We start from the raw sequence: 16,471 nt of genomic DNA on the forward strand, positions 1-16,471 counted from the left end.
ACGCCCTTCAGATGTGATACAGCTCGGTCAGGCAAGCAGCAGCGGTTCAAGCGCGCGCTGAAGCGCCCGGTCCTGACCTTCGGTCAGTTTGGCCAGTGGCTTGCGGACATTGCCGGTGCCAAAGCCACGAAGTTGGGACGCCCTGATGACCGACGGGATGTAACGGGTCGTCCAGATGAAGAGGAGCGAAGGCAACATCCGCTGCCACAGTTCCAGGGCCTGCGCATATTGCTTCGTGGCCACAAACTCGTACAACGCCACCGCCTCGCGCGGCATATAATTCGCGCCTCCCCAGATGACGCCGTTCGCACCCGCCATCAGGGCATAAACCGTTGTGGTGTCACATCCATTGAGGACCGAAGCCGACGTCCGCAGATATTCCTGGTGGATAGTGAGGTCCCCGGCGCTATCCTTGATGTAATTGAAATTCTTGAGCTGGTTTAACCGTCCCAGCAGCCCGATGGAGACAGAGATGCCGGTGGCCTGCGGAATGTTGTACCCAATGATGTCGATCCCGACCTCAGCGTCAATGTCTTTGTAGAAGGAGAGAAGGCCGTCGTCGTCGTCCGGTCCCTCGAGATACGGCGGAAGGATCATGAGTGCGTCGGCCCCGACCGATTCGGCATGGCGCGATCGCCGGATGACTTCATCGACGTTCAGGGCGGACGTCTGGCAAACGACGTTGCAGCGACCGTTCACGAGCTTTGCACCGATCTCGTAGAGGCGGTTACACTCGTTTTCCGTGAGATAGGGGTGCTGCCCGGTACCCGAGCCGAACACCAGGCCATGGACACCGGCATCTACGTATTTGTCTATCAGTTCTTCGAAAACCGCGAAGTTCACCGAACCGTCGCTGTCGAACGGAGTCTGCATCGCAAGGTTGATGCCTTTCAAATCGGCCATTCTACCTGTCCCTTCCTGAGCTCTAGACTTCTCTGCCCGCTTGCCTGAACCGCCATCCGGTCACGAAGCGAACTCCAGCAGACGTTATGATCTTCGGATATGCCCTCGTCGGCGCAGCGCGCCGTTTGAGGATTTCGCCAACCGGCGACGTCAGGCCCGTTGCCAGTTCAGCGACCGCCTTCCCGAAAGCGGTGCCCCTTGAAACTCCGGTGCCGTTGCAAAAAGCGGCGCCGAAGACGTCTTGCGCCAACTGACCGAAGACCATCCCGCCGTTCTGCGCCAGAGTGAGCAACCCACCCCAACTGGCGACGAAGCCCATCGACGAAAGTTCGGGCCAGCGCCTATCGAAGGCGAGCTGCTGCTGCTTCCTGGCGCGCTCCACGTCATGCAGCGTCGTCTTGAAGTCGCTTGCATAGGAGTAGACATTCCTGAGGACGAGCCGGTTGTCGGACGTGCGTCGGACCGTGGTTCCGAAACTGTTCGCCGGAATAAGCCCGTAAGCGTCGTGGCTCCCGGCCCTGGCCTGTTCTGTGTCCGTCAGCGGGCGGGTCATGCTGGCAAAGGTGTAGACTGGAATGGCGCTGCCTGCGTAGAAACCGAACTTCGTCAGGTAGCCCGCAGTGCAAATGATAACCTTGCGTGCCTGGATCAGACCCGTTTGCGTTTCAAAAACGTGAACCGGCTTGCCATACCGGGCGCTCACCACCGGCGTATTCTCATGAACACTCACATTCCCAGGGAGCAGCCGGGCGGCATTTTTCAGATACTTCGCAGGCTGGATCAAAATGGTGCCGGGGTGGTGCAGCGCCCTGATGTAATGTCTGCTTCCGGTTATTTCCTGGATTTCCTCGCGCTCCACCCAGCGATACCGCTGCCCCATGCGATCCAGCGCCTCCGAGAAGCGAACCAGGTCGGCGACACCGTGATCCGTTGCAGCGCTGTGGTATTTGCCCTGCGGGTCCCAATCGCATTCCACGCCCAGATCCTCGACGGCGGATTTCAGGTAGGCGTTGCCGTCCAGGTTGGTGAGAAGTTCATCCCGATTTCCCTGAATGTCTTCCACGAAATCCTGCTTGCGCGGATTGTGAGCAAGATCGATGGCAAAGCCCATGCATCGGCCCGAGGCATTGTTGCCGATGCGGCCCGCATCGACCAGGACAACCGATGCATCGGGTTGTAATTCAGCATACCGCCGCGCAGCGTGAAGCCCCATCCAGCCCGCGCCGATGACGAGGCAATCGCAAATCGTCTCGCCGCGTTGCGGCACCAGCGGCAGTTCGGTGCCTGAAGCGAGATACCAGCCAGAGAGCGTAGGCTCGCGATGCGGCGGCGGCACCGCGATACGTTCCGGAAGCGAGTTCGGTCTGTTCCAAGCCACGTTCAACTCATTCGATTCAGGGAAGACGCGTCGCCTCGACGATCGAAGCCCGCTCAACTCATTCGATAGCTAAGCACGCGGAAGGCCCTGCCTGTAGACGAGAAAGAAGTCGCTTGATATCAATGTAATTCATGTCAAACCTGCGATCCTTCCTGCCCTCCCCGCATTCGCTATTCGTATTCGAAGCCGCTGCGAGGCACCTGAACTTCAAGAATGCGGCTGGCGAACTGAACGTCACGCAGCCGAGTGTGTCGCACTCGATCAAGGCGCTGGAAAAGCATTGTGGGGTGGCGCTTTTCGTTAGAGACAACAGGGGCGTCAAGCTGACCGAGGCGGGCCGGCTGCTATATGACAGTGTCCATGCAAGCTTCTTCAAGATGGAAGACAGTCTGAAGTCCATCTCATCGACCGGCACGCAATATCTCACCATCGCGGCCTCGACATCGGTTGCCGCCCATTGGCTGATGCCGCAACTTTATCACCTGCAGCACGACCACCCCAGGCTCAGGATCAAGGTCGTCACCACCGACCGGGATGTCGAGCCGGACTCGCAGGTCGACATGACGATCTGGATCCGGGAGCGCGGTTTTGAGCGAGCGAACAGCTGGTACGTTTGCAACGAAGTCGTATTTCCGGTGTGCTCGCCCGCATACCTTGCCGGAAACCCCGTGCTACAGACGCCGGCTGACCTTTCGGCGCACCAGTTGCTACATTCTGTCGATGCATTTCGCAAGCGCATCAGTTGGGGCGAGTGGCTCGCTGCGGCAGGTGGCAATTCGGTTCAAGGCGCACCGAACATGGTGCTCAACGATTATCAGTTGGTCATGCAGGGCGCCTTGGCCGGTGAAGGGATCGCACTTGGCTGGAATTTCTCTGCGCAACTACTGTTGCGCAACAAACTGCTGGTCAAGCCGCTGGATATTGAGGTGACAACAGGAAGCGCTTTCTTTCTGATAGCTAATGATCGCGGCATCAAAAATGAGAATCTGATTGTATTGGTTGACTGGTTCCTATCGCAGACGATGGATTTGCGTTGATAGCAGAGCGGGGCCTGTTACCTCGTTTTTCCTGCGTTACGGTGCTTCTCACCTTATCTTGTTGATCTCGGCGCTAAGTTTACCGCAGCGGCGGAAACGTCGCCGGCAGCCAGCGTAAATGATCAGCTTCCCGGCAGCCAGCGAACGCCTCAAGCTTGTCGGCGCGCACGTAGGAAAGGATGCTTCAGGTTGAAGTCCGGAGCTGTCGCACTACGTTCAGCCACCGGCGCTGCCGCTGTCAAGACATCAAGGGGTGTTTCGCCACCCAAATGAGATGGTGCTTGCAATTCCACACAGTGTGGCTGCCATGCTTCTACACTTCCATCTACACAAACTACGCCGGCCCCCCTGTCCTAGCTACCTAAAGGCGTGGAATTTACGGATCCTGTCAACGATTCTAAAGCTCTAAAGTCACGGTTCCGAGCGGTTTGGAGCAGCAGGCGAGGATGTATCCTTCGGCAACATCCTCGTCGGTGATGCCTCCGTTGTGCACCATGTGCACCTGGCCGTCGAGTTTGCGCACCTTGCACGTACCGCAAATACCCATGCTGCAGCCCGAAGATATCGGGACGCCGGATGCCCGGGCAGTTTCAAGAATCGTATCGGTCTCATTGCATTTCGTCACCACATCCGACACCGCGAAGCGTATTTCCGCGGTCTTGTGATCCTGTGGCTCTACGTCTTCGGGAACCGCCTCCGCTTCATGTGGCTCCGCCTGGAAGCTTTCCTGATGGTAGCGTTCCATATCGTAGCCAAGGCCCGAGAGAGCGCCCCTCACGGCTTGCATGAACGGTTCTGGCCCGCAGCAGAAGACCTCTCTTTCCAGATAATCCTGGGCCATGAGCCCGAGCATCAACTGGTTGAATATGCCCCTATAACCCGTCCAAGGCCGGTAGGGATCAGTCTCCTCCACTACCCATTTCAGGTCGATGCCGGTGACCCGCGTCGTCATATGTTCCAGACTTTGCCGGAAGACGATCTCCGACGGCCGCCTGGCGCAATTGACGAAGACGATGTCCGGATTCAGCCCGGAGTCATAGAGAAAGGTAGTCATGGACATCATCGGCGTGATGCCCGACCCGGCTGATATGAACAGGTACTTATCTGCGGGATGGTGAACGATCGAGAACCGGCCGGCCGGCCCGATCGCCTTCAACTGCATGCCGGGCCGCAGATTGTCGAACATCCAGCGCGTACCGATCGAATCCGGCTGCGCCTTCACCGTGATCGTCAGCGAAGTCGGCCGCGAGGGGGAGGACGATATCGTAAAGGTGCGATGGGTCGGCCCGTCCGGAAGCTGTAGCTCCAGTGTCAGGAACTGGCCGGGATCGAAGCCGAACAGGGCGCCGGACGGGCTGCGGAAGGAAAAGGTGACGACGTTGGGCGCCTCCGGCAAGACGTCGACGCACTCCAGTTCCTCCGCGTCCGTCCACAGCACCAGCCTGGGTCTCGCGACAGAAGAGACCATGGACGGCTATTCCGCCGCTATGCGGTGCGGTTCGGCGGCCTGTTCCATCCAGGTGGCGTACCAGTCGACGAACTGGATTACGCCGCTCTCCCATTCGGGCGCATAGGGGCCGGGAGCGTAAGCTGGAGAGCGGATGCCATTCTGGTTCGCTTCGACCACTTCGCGGTCCTCGTCATTCGTTGCGGTCCACACTTCGGTGAGGCGCTTGAGGTCATAGTCCACACCCTCGACCGCATCCTTGTGCACCAGCCAGGTGGTGGTGACTTCGGTTTCGGTCGGGCCGACCGGCATGACACGAAATGTCAGCGAATGGTCGGGCAAGAAGTGGTTCCATGTGCTCGGATAGTGGAAGACGAGCAAGGAGCCGGCGTCCGGCGGTTGGACACGGCCAAGCGGCTTGTCGACCGCCGCCTTGCCATTCATCGTAAAGCTGACGGCCGTCTCCTCCAGCGGCATGCGCGCCAGCCGGAATTGCCCGTCGCCGCCAACCAGGAATTGCGCCGGGGCGCCGGCAGCGGCGCAGCGGTCGAAATGCCCCTGCAGCTTGGCGGAAATCGTTCCATCGGCCGATACGCCAGCGATCTCGGGGTCCAGCGGAAACGACCGGCAGAGCGCCGGATGATTGGCGCTGCAATGGTAGCACTCGCGGTTATTCTCCCAGACCAGCTTCCAGTTGCCCTTTTCCACGACTGTCGAGGTATAGGCCACCTTGGCGTCTGACAGGTCATGCACGTCGAGATAGGGAGCCGCATCCCGAGCGAAGGGCTCGAATTCAGGTGGCTCCTGGGCCACGCAGACATAGAGCAGGCCGCTCAGATTTCGCAGGTGTACCGGCTTGAGGCCGTGACTGGTCGGATCGAAATCCGCGCCCATGTTGTTGGCCCACATCAGCTTTCCGTCCAGATCGTAGGTCCATTGGTGATAAGGGCAGACAAGCTTGGCCACCTGGCCCTCACGGGCCTTGCAGATCATGGAGCCGCGATGGCGGCAGGTATTGTGGAATGCCCTGATCTCCCCGTCGCGTCCCCTGACGAGGATGATCTCGTAGGCGCCGATGCGCATGGCGACGTAGCTGCCGGACTTCGTCAACTGGCAAGCCGGGATAGCGTAGAGCCATTCCTTGTAGAAGATCTGCTCGAGGTCAAGCTGGAGCACGTCTGGCGACACGTAGAAAGGTTGCTCGAGGGCATGGCCCGGAATGCGGCGATTGAGCAGTTCCTGAATGTTGATCATGGGTGGTGACCTCCTAGCTTCCGAGACCTATGGTTCAGATGATTTAACATCACTAGCGCCCACAATCCTTTTGACAATGGCATTAAATTTCATCTTGAGTTAGATCAATTAATCTCAGGCAAAGGGACCATAAGCTCCCCGAAGGAGGCCACATGCGCCGGCCCTATGACTTCTCTTCCATGACCGCGCTGATCAGCTTCGAGGCTGCCGCCCGCAATTTGAGCTTCAAGAAGGCCGCGCAGGAGATGAACGTAACGCCCGCCGCGATCAGCCATCAGATCAAGGCGCTGGAGACAGACCTCGCGTGCAGCCTGTTCGTGCGCCGGTTTCGTGGCGTCGAACTGACGGAAAAAGGGGCCTTCCTGTTCCTTGCCATCCAACGGGGCTTCGAGACGATTTCCGAAGCCGTCGCCCAGTTGCGCGGGCAGCCGGAAGCGGTCGACCTAACCATCGGCACCACCACCGCCGTCAGCGCGCTGTGGCTCACACCCAAGATCTCGGCTTTCTGGAAGCTCCATCCTTCCGTCACCGTCTCCCAGATTGTCAGCGACGTGCCGGTCGGCGTCGGTCGCTGCGATCTGAACATCCGCTACGGCAATCCGCGAGACGACGGCATCGAATACAGGGAGCTCTTTCAGGACCGCATCGTCGCGGTGGGAACGGACAGTTTCGCGGCTGAGCACCGCATCACCCGACTGGAAGACCTGCTGCGGGCGCCCTTGATCCATTCGAGCATCGAGGAAACCGATTGGACGACCTGGACCGACTGGTTCGCCGCGCTTTCGCAGCCTGCCCCCAAAGGCCGCGGCTTTCATGTCAACAACTACATGATCGCGCTCCAGGCGGCGCAAGACGATGTTGGGGCCGTATTGGGATGGGAGGGGCTCATTCAAAGCCTCCTGCAAGCGGGGCGGCTAAGGAGGCTCGTGCCTGACGCCATTCCTTCGCCGGTGCCGTTCTATCTCAAGATCAATCCGCGGGCTTCTGTGAAAGCGCGCCTTTTCGCAGACTGGCTCGACCAAAGTTCTTGAGGGGGAAGCACCCGCCGGAGAAGCTCAGGCCATCAAGGCCTGGTCGAAAGGACAGTTGGAGAGATTTTCGTAGCCGCTGTCGGTGATCAGCACCTGTTCCTCCAGTTTGACGCCTTCGCGTCCGCCAACCGCGCCGACATAGGCTTCCACGCATAAGGTCATGCCCGGTTCCAGCACGTAGTCGAACGCTCCAGGTATAAAATCTTCGGGATAGAGGATGGCCGGATATTCATCACACAGCCCGATACCGTGCATCATGACACCGTAGCGTTGTTCGACGAATTCCGCTGGAAGCTTGTGGCCGCGCTGCGAAAGTTCCGTAAACGAGACGCCCGGCCTGAGCAGGGCCATGTTCGTCATCACATGCTCATAGGCGACGGCATGGAGCCGTCGCTGTTCGTCGGAGGGCCTGCCATCGCCACAATACCAGGTGCGCGAGAAATCCGCGCACATGCCATAGGGGCCTATCAGGTCGGTATCAAATGCCACCAATTCTCCGGCGCCGATCTTGCGCGGTCCGGCCTCCTGCATCCAGGGATTGGTCCGCGGGCCGGAATTGAGAATCCGCGTCTCGATCCACTCGCCACCGCGCGCGATGTTTTCAGCGTGCAGCACAGACCATAACTCTGTTTCAGCAATGCCGGGCCGCAAGCGCTCGCGCATTTTTGCAACCGCGATCTCACAGGTAGCCAGCGAGCAGCGCATCGCGTTGATCTCGTCGACCCCTTTTATCCCCCGGGCATGCTCCATAAGCTGCATGCCGTTACAGACCTCGATCCCACTTTCATCCAGCGCCCGCAAGCCGGGGACTTCGATCTTGTCGACGGCGAGACGGCGGTTGCCACCGCCGTGCTTGCGCAGCAACTCGTCGATCTGGCCGGCGAATTCTTTCGCGATGGCCTCTTCCTGATCGCCGGCAACGAAGTAGTAGAAACCTGCGCCGCCGTCTCGGATTTCATGGATAAGCGGCAGGTGCGCCGACAAATGGCCACAACGGTCGAAGTCCCAGAGAACAACATGGCCGTCTGCCGCTACGAATACGGCTCGCGACGGATTGTGCATGATCCAGACATGCATGTTCGAAGAGTCGGTCGCGTAGCGAATGTTGAGCGGATCGAAGCACAACACGCCGGCACAGTCGCGTTGGCGCAATTGCTGGACGATGCGGTCAAGCCGAGTCTTTCGCATCCGCTCCAGATTTGGCGGGGTCAGGCCCAGCGCCGCCCATTCCGAGAAGGCCAGATCGGTCGGGCCGATCTCGATCCGATCATTGTCGTCGGGGCTCCCATCCGGCTTCGGCGCGAAGCCGGGCCTGCGTCGCGCGGGGTCTATCTTCTTGTTCGTGATCGAGAACGTGGACATTCCGACCCCTTGGGCATGAGATTGGATGGTGCGACGATTGACGTGAGGAACGGAGGTTCGGCGGCCGGAGAAAGCCCGGCCGTAAACGGCTACGGCAGCAAGGTTGCCTGCCGGCTTCCAACGCGGACGCTGGACACCGGCAGGCGTTTCACCCGGTAAGTATCAGGCGTCGAGCCAGACGGTCTGAAGGTCCATCTGGAATGTGGGGTGCACTCCATAGTTCCTTACGTTCTTGCTCATGTGACTGAAGACCTTTTGCCAGAACGGCTGGATGATGACGCCCGAATCCTGCAGGATCTGTTCCAGGTCCTTCATGATCTCGCGTCGCTTCTCGACGTCGTTAAGAGACAGCGCCTCTTTCAGCTTGGTGTCGAAATCCGGGTTCGAATAGCCGGTTTCGTTCCAGGCACCGCCTGTCATGTAGGCCAGTGTCAAGACCTGGACGCCAAGCGGACGCATGTACCAGATCGTCATCGAGTAGGGGAACTTCGTCCAGTCGTTCCAGAAGGACGAGCCTGGCAGGACCGTGCGCTTGACCTTGATCCCCGCCTCTCGGAGCTGGGCTGCCAGCGCATCGCCCGTATTCTTCTGCCAGTCGTCGTCGACGGTGATCAGTTCGTGCTCGAAATCGGCTTGCCCGGCTTCGGTCATGAGTTTCTTGGCGCCCTCCGCGTTGCGCGTCTTCTTCGGAAGCGGATAATACTCAGGGTGGATCGGGCTGACATGGTGGTTTTCGCCGACCGTTCCGCGACCGCTGTAACCGAGTTGGAGCACGACATCGTTGTCGACGGCCATCTGCAGCGCATTGCGCACCTTCTGATCGTCGTAGGGCTTGTGGGTGACGTTGGTACGGGCAACCAGCGTGGTCGCGGTCGCGACCTCTGAACTCACAAGATCCGTCCCGCCGAGGAGATCGATGAAGTCCGGCGGCGTTTCGAGGTTCATGTCGATTTCATGGGATTCGAAAGCATTGACCGTGGCCGAAAAATCCGTGCCGTAGTCGATGAACTCGACGCCGTCGAGCGGCGTCTCGCCACCCCACCATTTTCCGTTCTCACGCCGCTTGACGACGGCTTTCGTGCCGACGTCATAGGAGACGAGTTCGAACGGCCCGGTGCCGATCGGCTTGGCCACCGGATCGGCGCCTTCGGCGTCGAAGCTGCGATGCACGACCAGCCCTGGATAATCGGTGAAATTGGCGATGAGCGAAATGTCCGGCTCGCTCAGCTTGAGCTTGACCGTATGGTCGTCCACCTTGGTGATGGCGCCGTCCCTTGCCTTCCCCGTCGCCTCGTCTGTCAGCGAGGTGACACGGGCGGCCATGGAATTGCCCGCGACCGCCTTCTCGCACCAGCGGCCGATATTATAGGCGACATCGTCGGCGTTGAAGGCATCGCCATTGTTCCAGGTCACGCCCTTGCGCACATGCAGGACATATTCGGTAACGTCGTCATTGACCTCCCAGCTTTCAAGCAGCACCGGCTCGAACGTGAACTCGCGGGTGTAACGCACAAGGGGTTCCAGCCATGTGCGCGAGATGTTCGCCAGTTCGACCCAGTCGTAGGTGCGCGGGTCCTTCTGCGCCTTGACCGGCATGGCTACCCGCAACGTTCCGCCTTTCTTGGCCTCCTGTGCGAGAGCCGGCGTCGGTGCGGCAAGGCCGATCATGCCGTAGGCAAACGCGGTCGAAGCGCCGAGTGCGCTCGCCAACGCCAGAAACTCGCGTCGGTCCATGCGCCCGCATCGGGTTTCTTCGGCCATCTCCTCGATGACCGGCGGAACGCGGTCGCCGTTGCTTTTGTAAAATCCCATTTCTTCCTCCCTTTTTATGGTCCTGCCAGATGAAGCCGGTTGTTGTCCCGCCAATGGAGCGGTACGATTTGAAGTGCGAAGTCGGGTGGTCAGATATCCTTTGCCAGCCGCAGCGCATCGTAGATGGCGGCATGCGTATTGCGGGCGGATACGGCGTCGCCGATCCGGAACAACTGGAATTTCCCTTCCGGATTGCGAACGACCGACTGCGGCTCGCCGGCGATCAGTTGATCGTGCGATATCTCCCCATGGTTACGCGACTGGGGTTTCAGCTCGAAATAGAGGTCGTCCAGCGGAATGGTGCCGTGGTTGACGACGATCTGGTCGACCAGACGTTCCCTGGCCACGCCACCATAGTCGCTGCCGATATGGGCGATAATCTGGTTGCGGCTCCTTTCCGCCCACTCCAGACGCCAGGTCACGGTGAAGGTCACGTCGAGCTTCTGGAGGGCGCGCATGTAAGGGACGAGGTTCATCGCCATGACTTCAGGCGCAAATGAACGGTCCGGCGTCATGATCTCGACCTTGGCGCCGGCGTTGGCCAGGACTTCGGCCGCCTGCAGGCCGGCATTGTCGCCCGCGTCGTCGAAGATAAGCACGTTGGTGCCCGGCTTAACGTCGCCGGATAGGATGTCCCAGGAGGCGACGACCAGTTCGTTGCCCTTCGACAAAACCTCGGTATGTGGCAGGCCGCCGGTCGCGACGATCACGACGGCCGGGTCCTCGGCGGCAAGCATGTCGGCGTCGGCCCAGGTGTCGAAGCGGAAGCTGACGCCGAGCTTGCCGCACTGGTTCATGCGCCAATCGATGATGCCGATCATCTCGCGGCGGCGCTCGCTCTGGGCGGTGAGGCGTATCTGGCCGCCGGGCTTGTTCGCCGCCTCGAAGACGACTACCTCATGCCCGCGCTCGCCCAGGACGCGTGCCGCCTCCAGGCCGGCAGGCCCCGCCCCGACGACGACGACCTTCTTGCGTTCTTTCGCCTTCGCCACAACGTGCGGCATTGTCTCTTCGCGCCCCGTAGCGGCGTTGTGGATGCAAAACGCCATGCCACCCTGATAGATGCGGTCGAGACAATAGTTGGCGCCGACGCAGGGGCGGATATCGTCCTCGCGTTTTTCCATGATCTTGCGCACGATGTGCGGGTCCGTCATGTGGGCGCGGGTCATGCCGACCATGTCGACCTTGCCCGCCGCGATCGCGTGCCGGGCCGTGGCGACGTCCTGGATTTTCGCGGCGTGAAAGGTCGGAAAATTGGTGGCGGCGCGGATTTCGCCCGCGAAATCGAGATGCGGCGCGCTCGCCATGCCCTGGATCGGAATGACGTCGGTCAGGCCAGGGTCCGTATCGATATGCCCGCGGATGACGTTCAGATAGTCGATCAGCCCGCTATCCTTGAGGAGCTTCGAGATTTCGATGCCGTCGGCCTTGCCGGTGCCCCCCGCAAGGCGCTCGTCCGCCGTGTAGCGCACGCCCAGGATAAAGTCGTTGCCGACGCGCTTGCGCATGGCCGCAAACACGTCCAGGCAGAAGCGCATGCGGTTTTCCAGCGGCCCGCCATAGGGGCCGTCGAGTTCGTTGGTCAGCGGCGAGACGAACTGGTCGATGAGGTGGCCGTAGGCCTCGACCTCGAGGCCGTCCATGCCGCCGGCCTTCATGCGCTCGGCCGCGTCCGCAAAATCCTTGATGATGCGCTCGATGTCCCAGCCTTCGATCTTTTTCGGGAAGGCGCGGTGCGCGGCCTCCCGGTGGTGGGAGGGGGCGACGACCGGAAGCCAGTCGCCCTTGTCCCAGCGCGTGCGCCGGCCAAGATGGGTCAGCTGGATCATGATCGCGGCGCCCTCCTCGTGGACCGCGTCTGTCATTTCCCGGATCCAGGGAACGATCTCGTCCTTGTAGGCGAGGAGGTTGTTGAAAACAGGCGGGCTGTCGCGCGACACCGCCGCCGATCCTGCAGTCATCGTCAGCGCAACGCCACCCTTGGCCCGTTCGACAGTATAGGCCCTGTAGCGTCCCTTTGGCATCCCATCTTCCGGGTAGGCCGGCTCATGGGAAGTCACTATGATGCGGTTTCGAAGCTTGAGATGCTTGAGTTGATAAGGCTGAAGGAGAGGGTCGTTGGACACTGCCGGACTCCGTCTGGAATATGTACCGGTCAAGCTAGGTCAAGATGTTCACTCATGTCAATTGTGAAAACATCAGCGTCATTGTAATTGACGCTGATGAACATTTTTCTTGTTTTTGGCTATCCGGCTCGCTAGGAGAATAAACGTGGAGCAGATATTGAGCGATAGCGGCTGGCGCGGTTCTCCAGAGGTGTGGCTCCAGGCCGCCTCCGATGCGTTGCTGGAACACGGAGTCGAGGCCGTAAAGATTCAGCCTCTGGCCAAGCGGCTGGGCATTTCCCGGACAAGCTTTTACTGGTTCTTCAAGGACAGGGAGGAACTGCTGTCGGCTCTGGTCGCGCGGTGGCGCGACAAGAACACGGGTAACCTGATCCGGCAGACGCAAGCCTATGCTGAAAGCCTGGCGGAGGCGATGCTCAACGTGTTTGACTGCTGGCTGAACAAGGACCTATTCGATTCCCAATTTGAGTTTGCCGTCCGCAGTTGGGCATTGCAGGCGTCGGAAGTCCTGGTCGAGGTTCGCGAAGCCGATCAGATGCGCCTCGAGGCCCTGACCCGCATGTTCGTGCGCTTTGGCTACACGGAAAGCGTCGCCGACGTCCACGCCCGGACGACCTACCTGGTGCAAATCGGCTATATCTCCATGCAGTCCGCCGAAGATATCGCCGCTCGCATGAAGCGCATCCCCGAATACATCGCAATCTATACAGGTCAGATGCCGCAAAAGAGCGAGCTGGACCGCTTCTTTGCCCGGCACGGATACAAGCCGCAGTAACACGACCTTATGGGAAATCGAGATGTCGACACACTTTCCCCACCTCTTTTCTCCAATCACGCTTCGTGGCCACACATTGCGCAACCGCATCGTCTTCGGCGCCCACACCGCCAATATGGCGGAAAATGGCGTGCCGACTGAGCGGCATGTTGCCTACTATGCGGAACGCGCCATTGGCGGGGCGGCGATGATCGTCGTCGAGCCGATGCCTGTGCACCCGGCGGCCGTCCTGACGCGCGGGAATTTTCGACCCGGCGACGACAGCGTGATCCCCCATTTTCGCCGCGTGACGGAAGCGATCAAGGGGAACGGCGCTGTCGCGCTTCAGCAGCTCTATCATATTGGAGCGCATGGCGATTCAGACAATTCCTACCATCCGCACTGGTCGCCCTCCGGCCTGCCCAGTTATCACGACAGCGACGGCTCGCATGCGATGACGGATGCGGAAATATGGGAAACGATCGATGGCTTCGTACAAGCCGCGCGGCGCTGCCGCGAGGCCGGCTTCGACGGCGTCGAGGTGTGGGCTGCCTATCTCGGCATGGTTGATCAGTTCTGGACCCCATGGTGCAATCGGCGCGACGACCAATGGGGTGGCTCGCTTGAAAACCGCACCCGCATGTCGCGGGAAATCCTGACCCGCATACGAGAGGTTTGCGGACCCGACTTCATCATCGGGCTCGCCGTCAGCGACGAGCCGGACGTGAAGGTGGCCCTTCAGCGCGACGAACTCGCCGAGATCATCGGTCTGCACGACGAACTGGGGCTCATGGATTATGTGACCTGCGGGTCCGGCGGCTATCTCGATTTCTACAAGTTGATGCCGACTTTCCTCTATCCGGAAAAACTCGGCGTCGATCTCGCCGCCGTCCTGAAAGGCGTTGTCAAGAACGCGCTTATCACCGCCGAAAGCCATATCCGGACACCCGAGAACGGGGAAACGGTGCTTGGCGAGGGTTCGGCCGATCTGGTCTCGATCGTGCGCGGCCAGATCGCCGATCCGCACCTTGCCAGAAAGGCCAACGAAGGCCGTGCGGAAGACATAAGGGGCTGCATCTCGTGCAACCAGATGTGCTGGGGCCGCCGCTCGCGCGATTACTGGATCAGCTGTCTCATCAATCCATCCGCCGGGCGCGAGTTCGAGTGGGGGGGCGATCGGTTCACCCCTGCTGCCGTGAAAAAAAGGGTGTTTGTCGTGGGTGCCGGGCCGGCCGGGCTGGAGGCCGCTCGGGTCGCGGCGGAACGTGGCCACAAGGTTGTGCTTGCCGAAGCATCGAGCCGTCTCGGCGGCAATTTCCTGCTGGCGGGTATGCAGCCGCGACGCGCGCAAATCCTCGATCTCATGGCCTGGTATGAACGCCAGCTCGAAAAGCTTGGCGTAGAGGTTCGCCTCAATTCTTACGTCGAGGCCAAGGACATCGACCCTTCCGAAGCCAATGTCGTCGTCGTCGCGACAGGCTCCTACTCCCCCGAGACCGGCTTCCAGAAGGCGCTGCCGACGCTCGAAACCATGCCGGGCATCGAGAAGGGCAATGTCTTCACGATCGAAGCCGTCATGGCTCGGCAGGCGAGGCCCGGTACGCACGTTCTCCTCCTCGATGAAGGCGGTGGCTGGCGCGGTTGCGGCACGGCCTGGAAGCTGGCCGAGGAGGGCCACCAGGTGACGATCGTCACCCCGGACCCGTTCGTGGGCAAGGAACTGCAAAGAACCGCCGCCGACGTTCCCATGCGCCAGGCGCTGCGCAAGCTCGGTGTGGAATGGATCGTGGAGTCCAGCATCGCCGAATGGCGCGGAAACGGTGCTGTCCTTCTCGACCACAACACCGCTGAGCGCCGCTTCGTCGAGGCCGACGCGCTGGTGACGGCAACCACGAATTTTGCCGCCGACTGGCTGTCGCCGGGGCTTGCGGAACGGGGACTGGAGACACGCCTGATCGGCGATTGTGCGGCCCCGCGCCAAGCGCCCTACGCCTTTTTTGAAGGCAGGAAAGCAGGATTGGAGATTTGACGGAGGTTGAAAGATTGGTGATGCTATTACTTCTCGTCCGATAGAACCGCGCAAAACGGTTTCGGGGCATCGCCGAAGCAAGCGATCGAGCCGAGCACCAGCGCCGTGACCACAACAAAGGGCATCGACACAGGGGCGAGACCGGCGCGGGACGCAAGAGAGTTATCGTCGCGCTTGTCAAAGCGGAACAATATAGTTCGGACAATGTCCCAGCAGGCATTGTCCAAATGTGGTGGGCAACAGAATGTCAGACAAAAAACGCTATTCCAGAAGGTGATCGAGATCACATGAATTCACATTTGCAGTCCGCCCGGATTATACTCGATACCACTAGCCGGCGGGAGCATTCATGGCTGCTTTCCTAACCCGGCGGATGGCGACCATGGTTTTCACCATGATCTGTCTGACGCTTGTCGTCTTCTATCTCGTCAATCTGGAACCCAACCTCAAGAAGCTTGCCCTGGCGCAGACCAACAGTCGCGCCACGCAGGTAGAGGTCGACAGTTGGCTGGTTCGCAATGGCTACCGCGAGCCGTTCCTGAAGCAATATGCGCAGTGGATGGGCGTGTGGCCGAAACAGCCCGGCAGGAGCGAGACGGGTGAGGCGCAGCCGCGTTTCAATTATTGCGACGAATCGCTCACGCCCAAGCTGTCGGGCGTGCTGCAAGGAGATTTCGGCTGTTCGACCAAGTTCAGGACCACGGTTTCCGCCAAGCTGTTTCCGGCGCTCGAGGCGACCGGCATCCTGATGTTCTTCGTGCTGCTGGTGATGGTGCCGGTGTCGCTGTTGATCGGCATCCTGGCTGGAATGCGCGAGGGCTCGCGAACCGACCGGGTGCTGTCGGTGGCCTCCATCGCCTCGACGGCGACGCCCGAATATGTCTCCGGCGTCATCTTCACCGTTATCTTCGCGACGTGGCTCGGCTGGTTCAACGGCTCTGCCGCCAGTGCCACCTTCGACGGCATCACCTTCTACAATTTCACGCTGCCGGTGATAACGCTGGCGATCTACGGCATCGGCTACATCGCGCGCATGACGCGCGCTTCGATGGTCGAGGTGATGACGCAGCAATATATCCGCACCGCGCGGCTCAAAGGCCTGAGTTTCAGAAGCGTGGTCATGAAGCACGCGCTGCGCAACGCGCTGATTGCGCCTTTCACCGTCATCATGCTGCAATTTCCCTGGCTGCTCACCGGCGTCGTCATCGTCGAGGTCATGTTCCGCTACCAGGGGTTCGGCTACATTCTAGTCGAGGCGGCCGGCAATAACGACATCGAGCTTCTGCTCGGCTGTTCGCTGGTCTCTGTGTTCATCGTCTTGATCACGCAGCTCATTTC

General features: G+C 60.2%; 12 protein-coding genes. 5 read left to right on the forward strand and 7 right to left on the reverse strand.

Annotation, left to right across the window (positions count from 1 at the left end; all coding sequences use genetic code 11):
* Positions 1-27: 27 nt before the first annotated feature.
* Entirely contained in the window at positions 28-903 is an 876-nt protein-coding gene (locus tag ACX3P1_RS22915; protein WP_459081893.1) for a dihydrodipicolinate synthase family protein, read from the reverse strand.
* Between the two features lie 22 nt (positions 904-925).
* Positions 926-2,281: an NAD(P)/FAD-dependent oxidoreductase gene (locus ACX3P1_RS22920; protein ID WP_459081894.1), complete on the reverse strand. Its 1,356-nt coding sequence runs from the start codon at positions 2,279-2,281 to the stop codon at positions 926-928.
* 131 nt (positions 2,282-2,412) lie between these two features.
* On the opposite strand from ACX3P1_RS22920, the gene ACX3P1_RS22925 reads away from it, so the two are divergent.
* Complete coding sequence (locus ACX3P1_RS22925) at positions 2,413-3,318, forward strand: LysR substrate-binding domain-containing protein (protein ID WP_459081895.1); 906 nt, start codon at positions 2,413-2,415, stop codon at positions 3,316-3,318.
* A 397-nt stretch (positions 3,319-3,715) separates the two neighbouring features.
* Here the strand turns inward: ACX3P1_RS22925 and ACX3P1_RS22930 are convergent, their stop codons facing one another.
* Together ACX3P1_RS22930 and ACX3P1_RS22935 are read right to left on the reverse strand one after the other, a co-directional pair.
* Positions 3,716-4,786, reverse strand: a complete 1,071-nt coding sequence (locus ACX3P1_RS22930; RefSeq protein WP_459081896.1) for an FAD-binding oxidoreductase — start codon at positions 4,784-4,786, stop codon at positions 3,716-3,718.
* Between the two features lie 6 nt (positions 4,787-4,792).
* Positions 4,793-6,019 carry an aromatic ring-hydroxylating oxygenase subunit alpha gene (locus tag ACX3P1_RS22935; RefSeq protein ID WP_459081897.1) on the reverse strand — a complete coding sequence of 409 codons (1,227 nt, stop codon included), beginning with the start codon at positions 6,017-6,019 and terminating at the stop codon, positions 4,793-4,795.
* 152 nt (positions 6,020-6,171) lie between these two features.
* Between ACX3P1_RS22935 and ACX3P1_RS22940 the strand changes: the two genes are divergently transcribed.
* On the forward strand, positions 6,172-7,050 hold the full coding sequence (locus ACX3P1_RS22940) for a LysR substrate-binding domain-containing protein (protein ID WP_459081898.1): 879 nt from the start codon (positions 6,172-6,174) through the stop codon (positions 7,048-7,050).
* 24 nt (positions 7,051-7,074) lie between these two features.
* Here the strand turns inward: ACX3P1_RS22940 and dddP are convergent, their stop codons facing one another.
* From dddP to ACX3P1_RS22955, 3 genes are all read right to left on the reverse strand, one after another.
* A complete protein-coding gene (dddP, locus tag ACX3P1_RS22945; protein ID WP_459081899.1) occupies positions 7,075-8,412 on the reverse strand; it encodes a dimethylsulfonioproprionate lyase DddP in 1,338 nt (445 codons plus the stop codon).
* A gap of 162 nt (positions 8,413-8,574) precedes the next feature.
* The gene (locus ACX3P1_RS22950) at positions 8,575-10,224 is read right to left on the reverse strand and encodes an ABC transporter substrate-binding protein (RefSeq protein WP_459081900.1); all 1,650 of its coding nucleotides are present in this window, start codon (positions 10,222-10,224) and stop codon (positions 8,575-8,577) included.
* Between the two features lie 89 nt (positions 10,225-10,313).
* Positions 10,314-12,350 (reverse strand): oxidoreductase, encoded by a 2,037-nt coding sequence (locus ACX3P1_RS22955; protein ID WP_459081901.1) that lies wholly within the window; start codon positions 12,348-12,350, stop codon positions 10,314-10,316.
* A gap of 145 nt (positions 12,351-12,495) precedes the next feature.
* Between ACX3P1_RS22955 and ACX3P1_RS22960 the strand changes: the two genes are divergently transcribed.
* The 3 genes from ACX3P1_RS22960 to ACX3P1_RS22970 form a co-directional block, all read left to right on the forward strand.
* On the forward strand, positions 12,496-13,125 hold the full coding sequence (locus ACX3P1_RS22960; protein ID WP_459081902.1) for a TetR/AcrR family transcriptional regulator: 630 nt from the start codon (positions 12,496-12,498) through the stop codon (positions 13,123-13,125).
* Positions 13,126-13,147: 22 nt separating this feature from the next.
* Positions 13,148-15,133 carry an oxidoreductase gene (locus ACX3P1_RS22965; protein WP_459081903.1) on the forward strand — a complete coding sequence of 662 codons (1,986 nt, stop codon included), beginning with the start codon at positions 13,148-13,150 and terminating at the stop codon, positions 15,131-15,133.
* Positions 15,134-15,482: 349 nt separating this feature from the next.
* The coding region (locus ACX3P1_RS22970) for an ABC transporter permease (RefSeq protein ID WP_459081904.1) at positions 15,483-16,471 on the forward strand (989 nt) is incomplete at its 3' end.

The organism is Mesorhizobium sp. A623, from assembly GCF_054489405.1.

Bases quoted from the DNA above. Each gene is read 5' to 3' on its own strand.
- ACX3P1_RS22925 (WP_459081895.1), top strand. From the start codon at position 2,413: ATGTCAAACCTGCGATCCTTCCTGCCCTCCCCGCATTCGCTATTCGTA.
- ACX3P1_RS22965 (WP_459081903.1), top strand. From the start codon at position 13,148: ATGTCGACACACTTTCCCCACCTCTTTTCTCCAATCACGCTTCGTGGC.
- ACX3P1_RS22940 (WP_459081898.1), top strand. From the start codon at position 6,172: ATGCGCCGGCCCTATGACTTCTCTTCCATGACCGCGCTGATCAGCTTC.
- ACX3P1_RS22930 (WP_459081896.1), bottom strand. From the start codon at position 4,786: ATGGTCTCTTCTGTCGCGAGACCCAGGCTGGTGCTGTGGACGGACGCG.
- dddP (WP_459081899.1), bottom strand. From the start codon at position 8,412: ATGTCCACGTTCTCGATCACGAACAAGAAGATAGACCCCGCGCGACGC.
- ACX3P1_RS22950 (WP_459081900.1), bottom strand. From the start codon at position 10,224: ATGGGATTTTACAAAAGCAACGGCGACCGCGTTCCGCCGGTCATCGAG.
- ACX3P1_RS22935 (WP_459081897.1), bottom strand. From the start codon at position 6,019: ATGATCAACATTCAGGAACTGCTCAATCGCCGCATTCCGGGCCATGCC.
- ACX3P1_RS22915 (WP_459081893.1), bottom strand. From the start codon at position 903: ATGGCCGATTTGAAAGGCATCAACCTTGCGATGCAGACTCCGTTCGAC.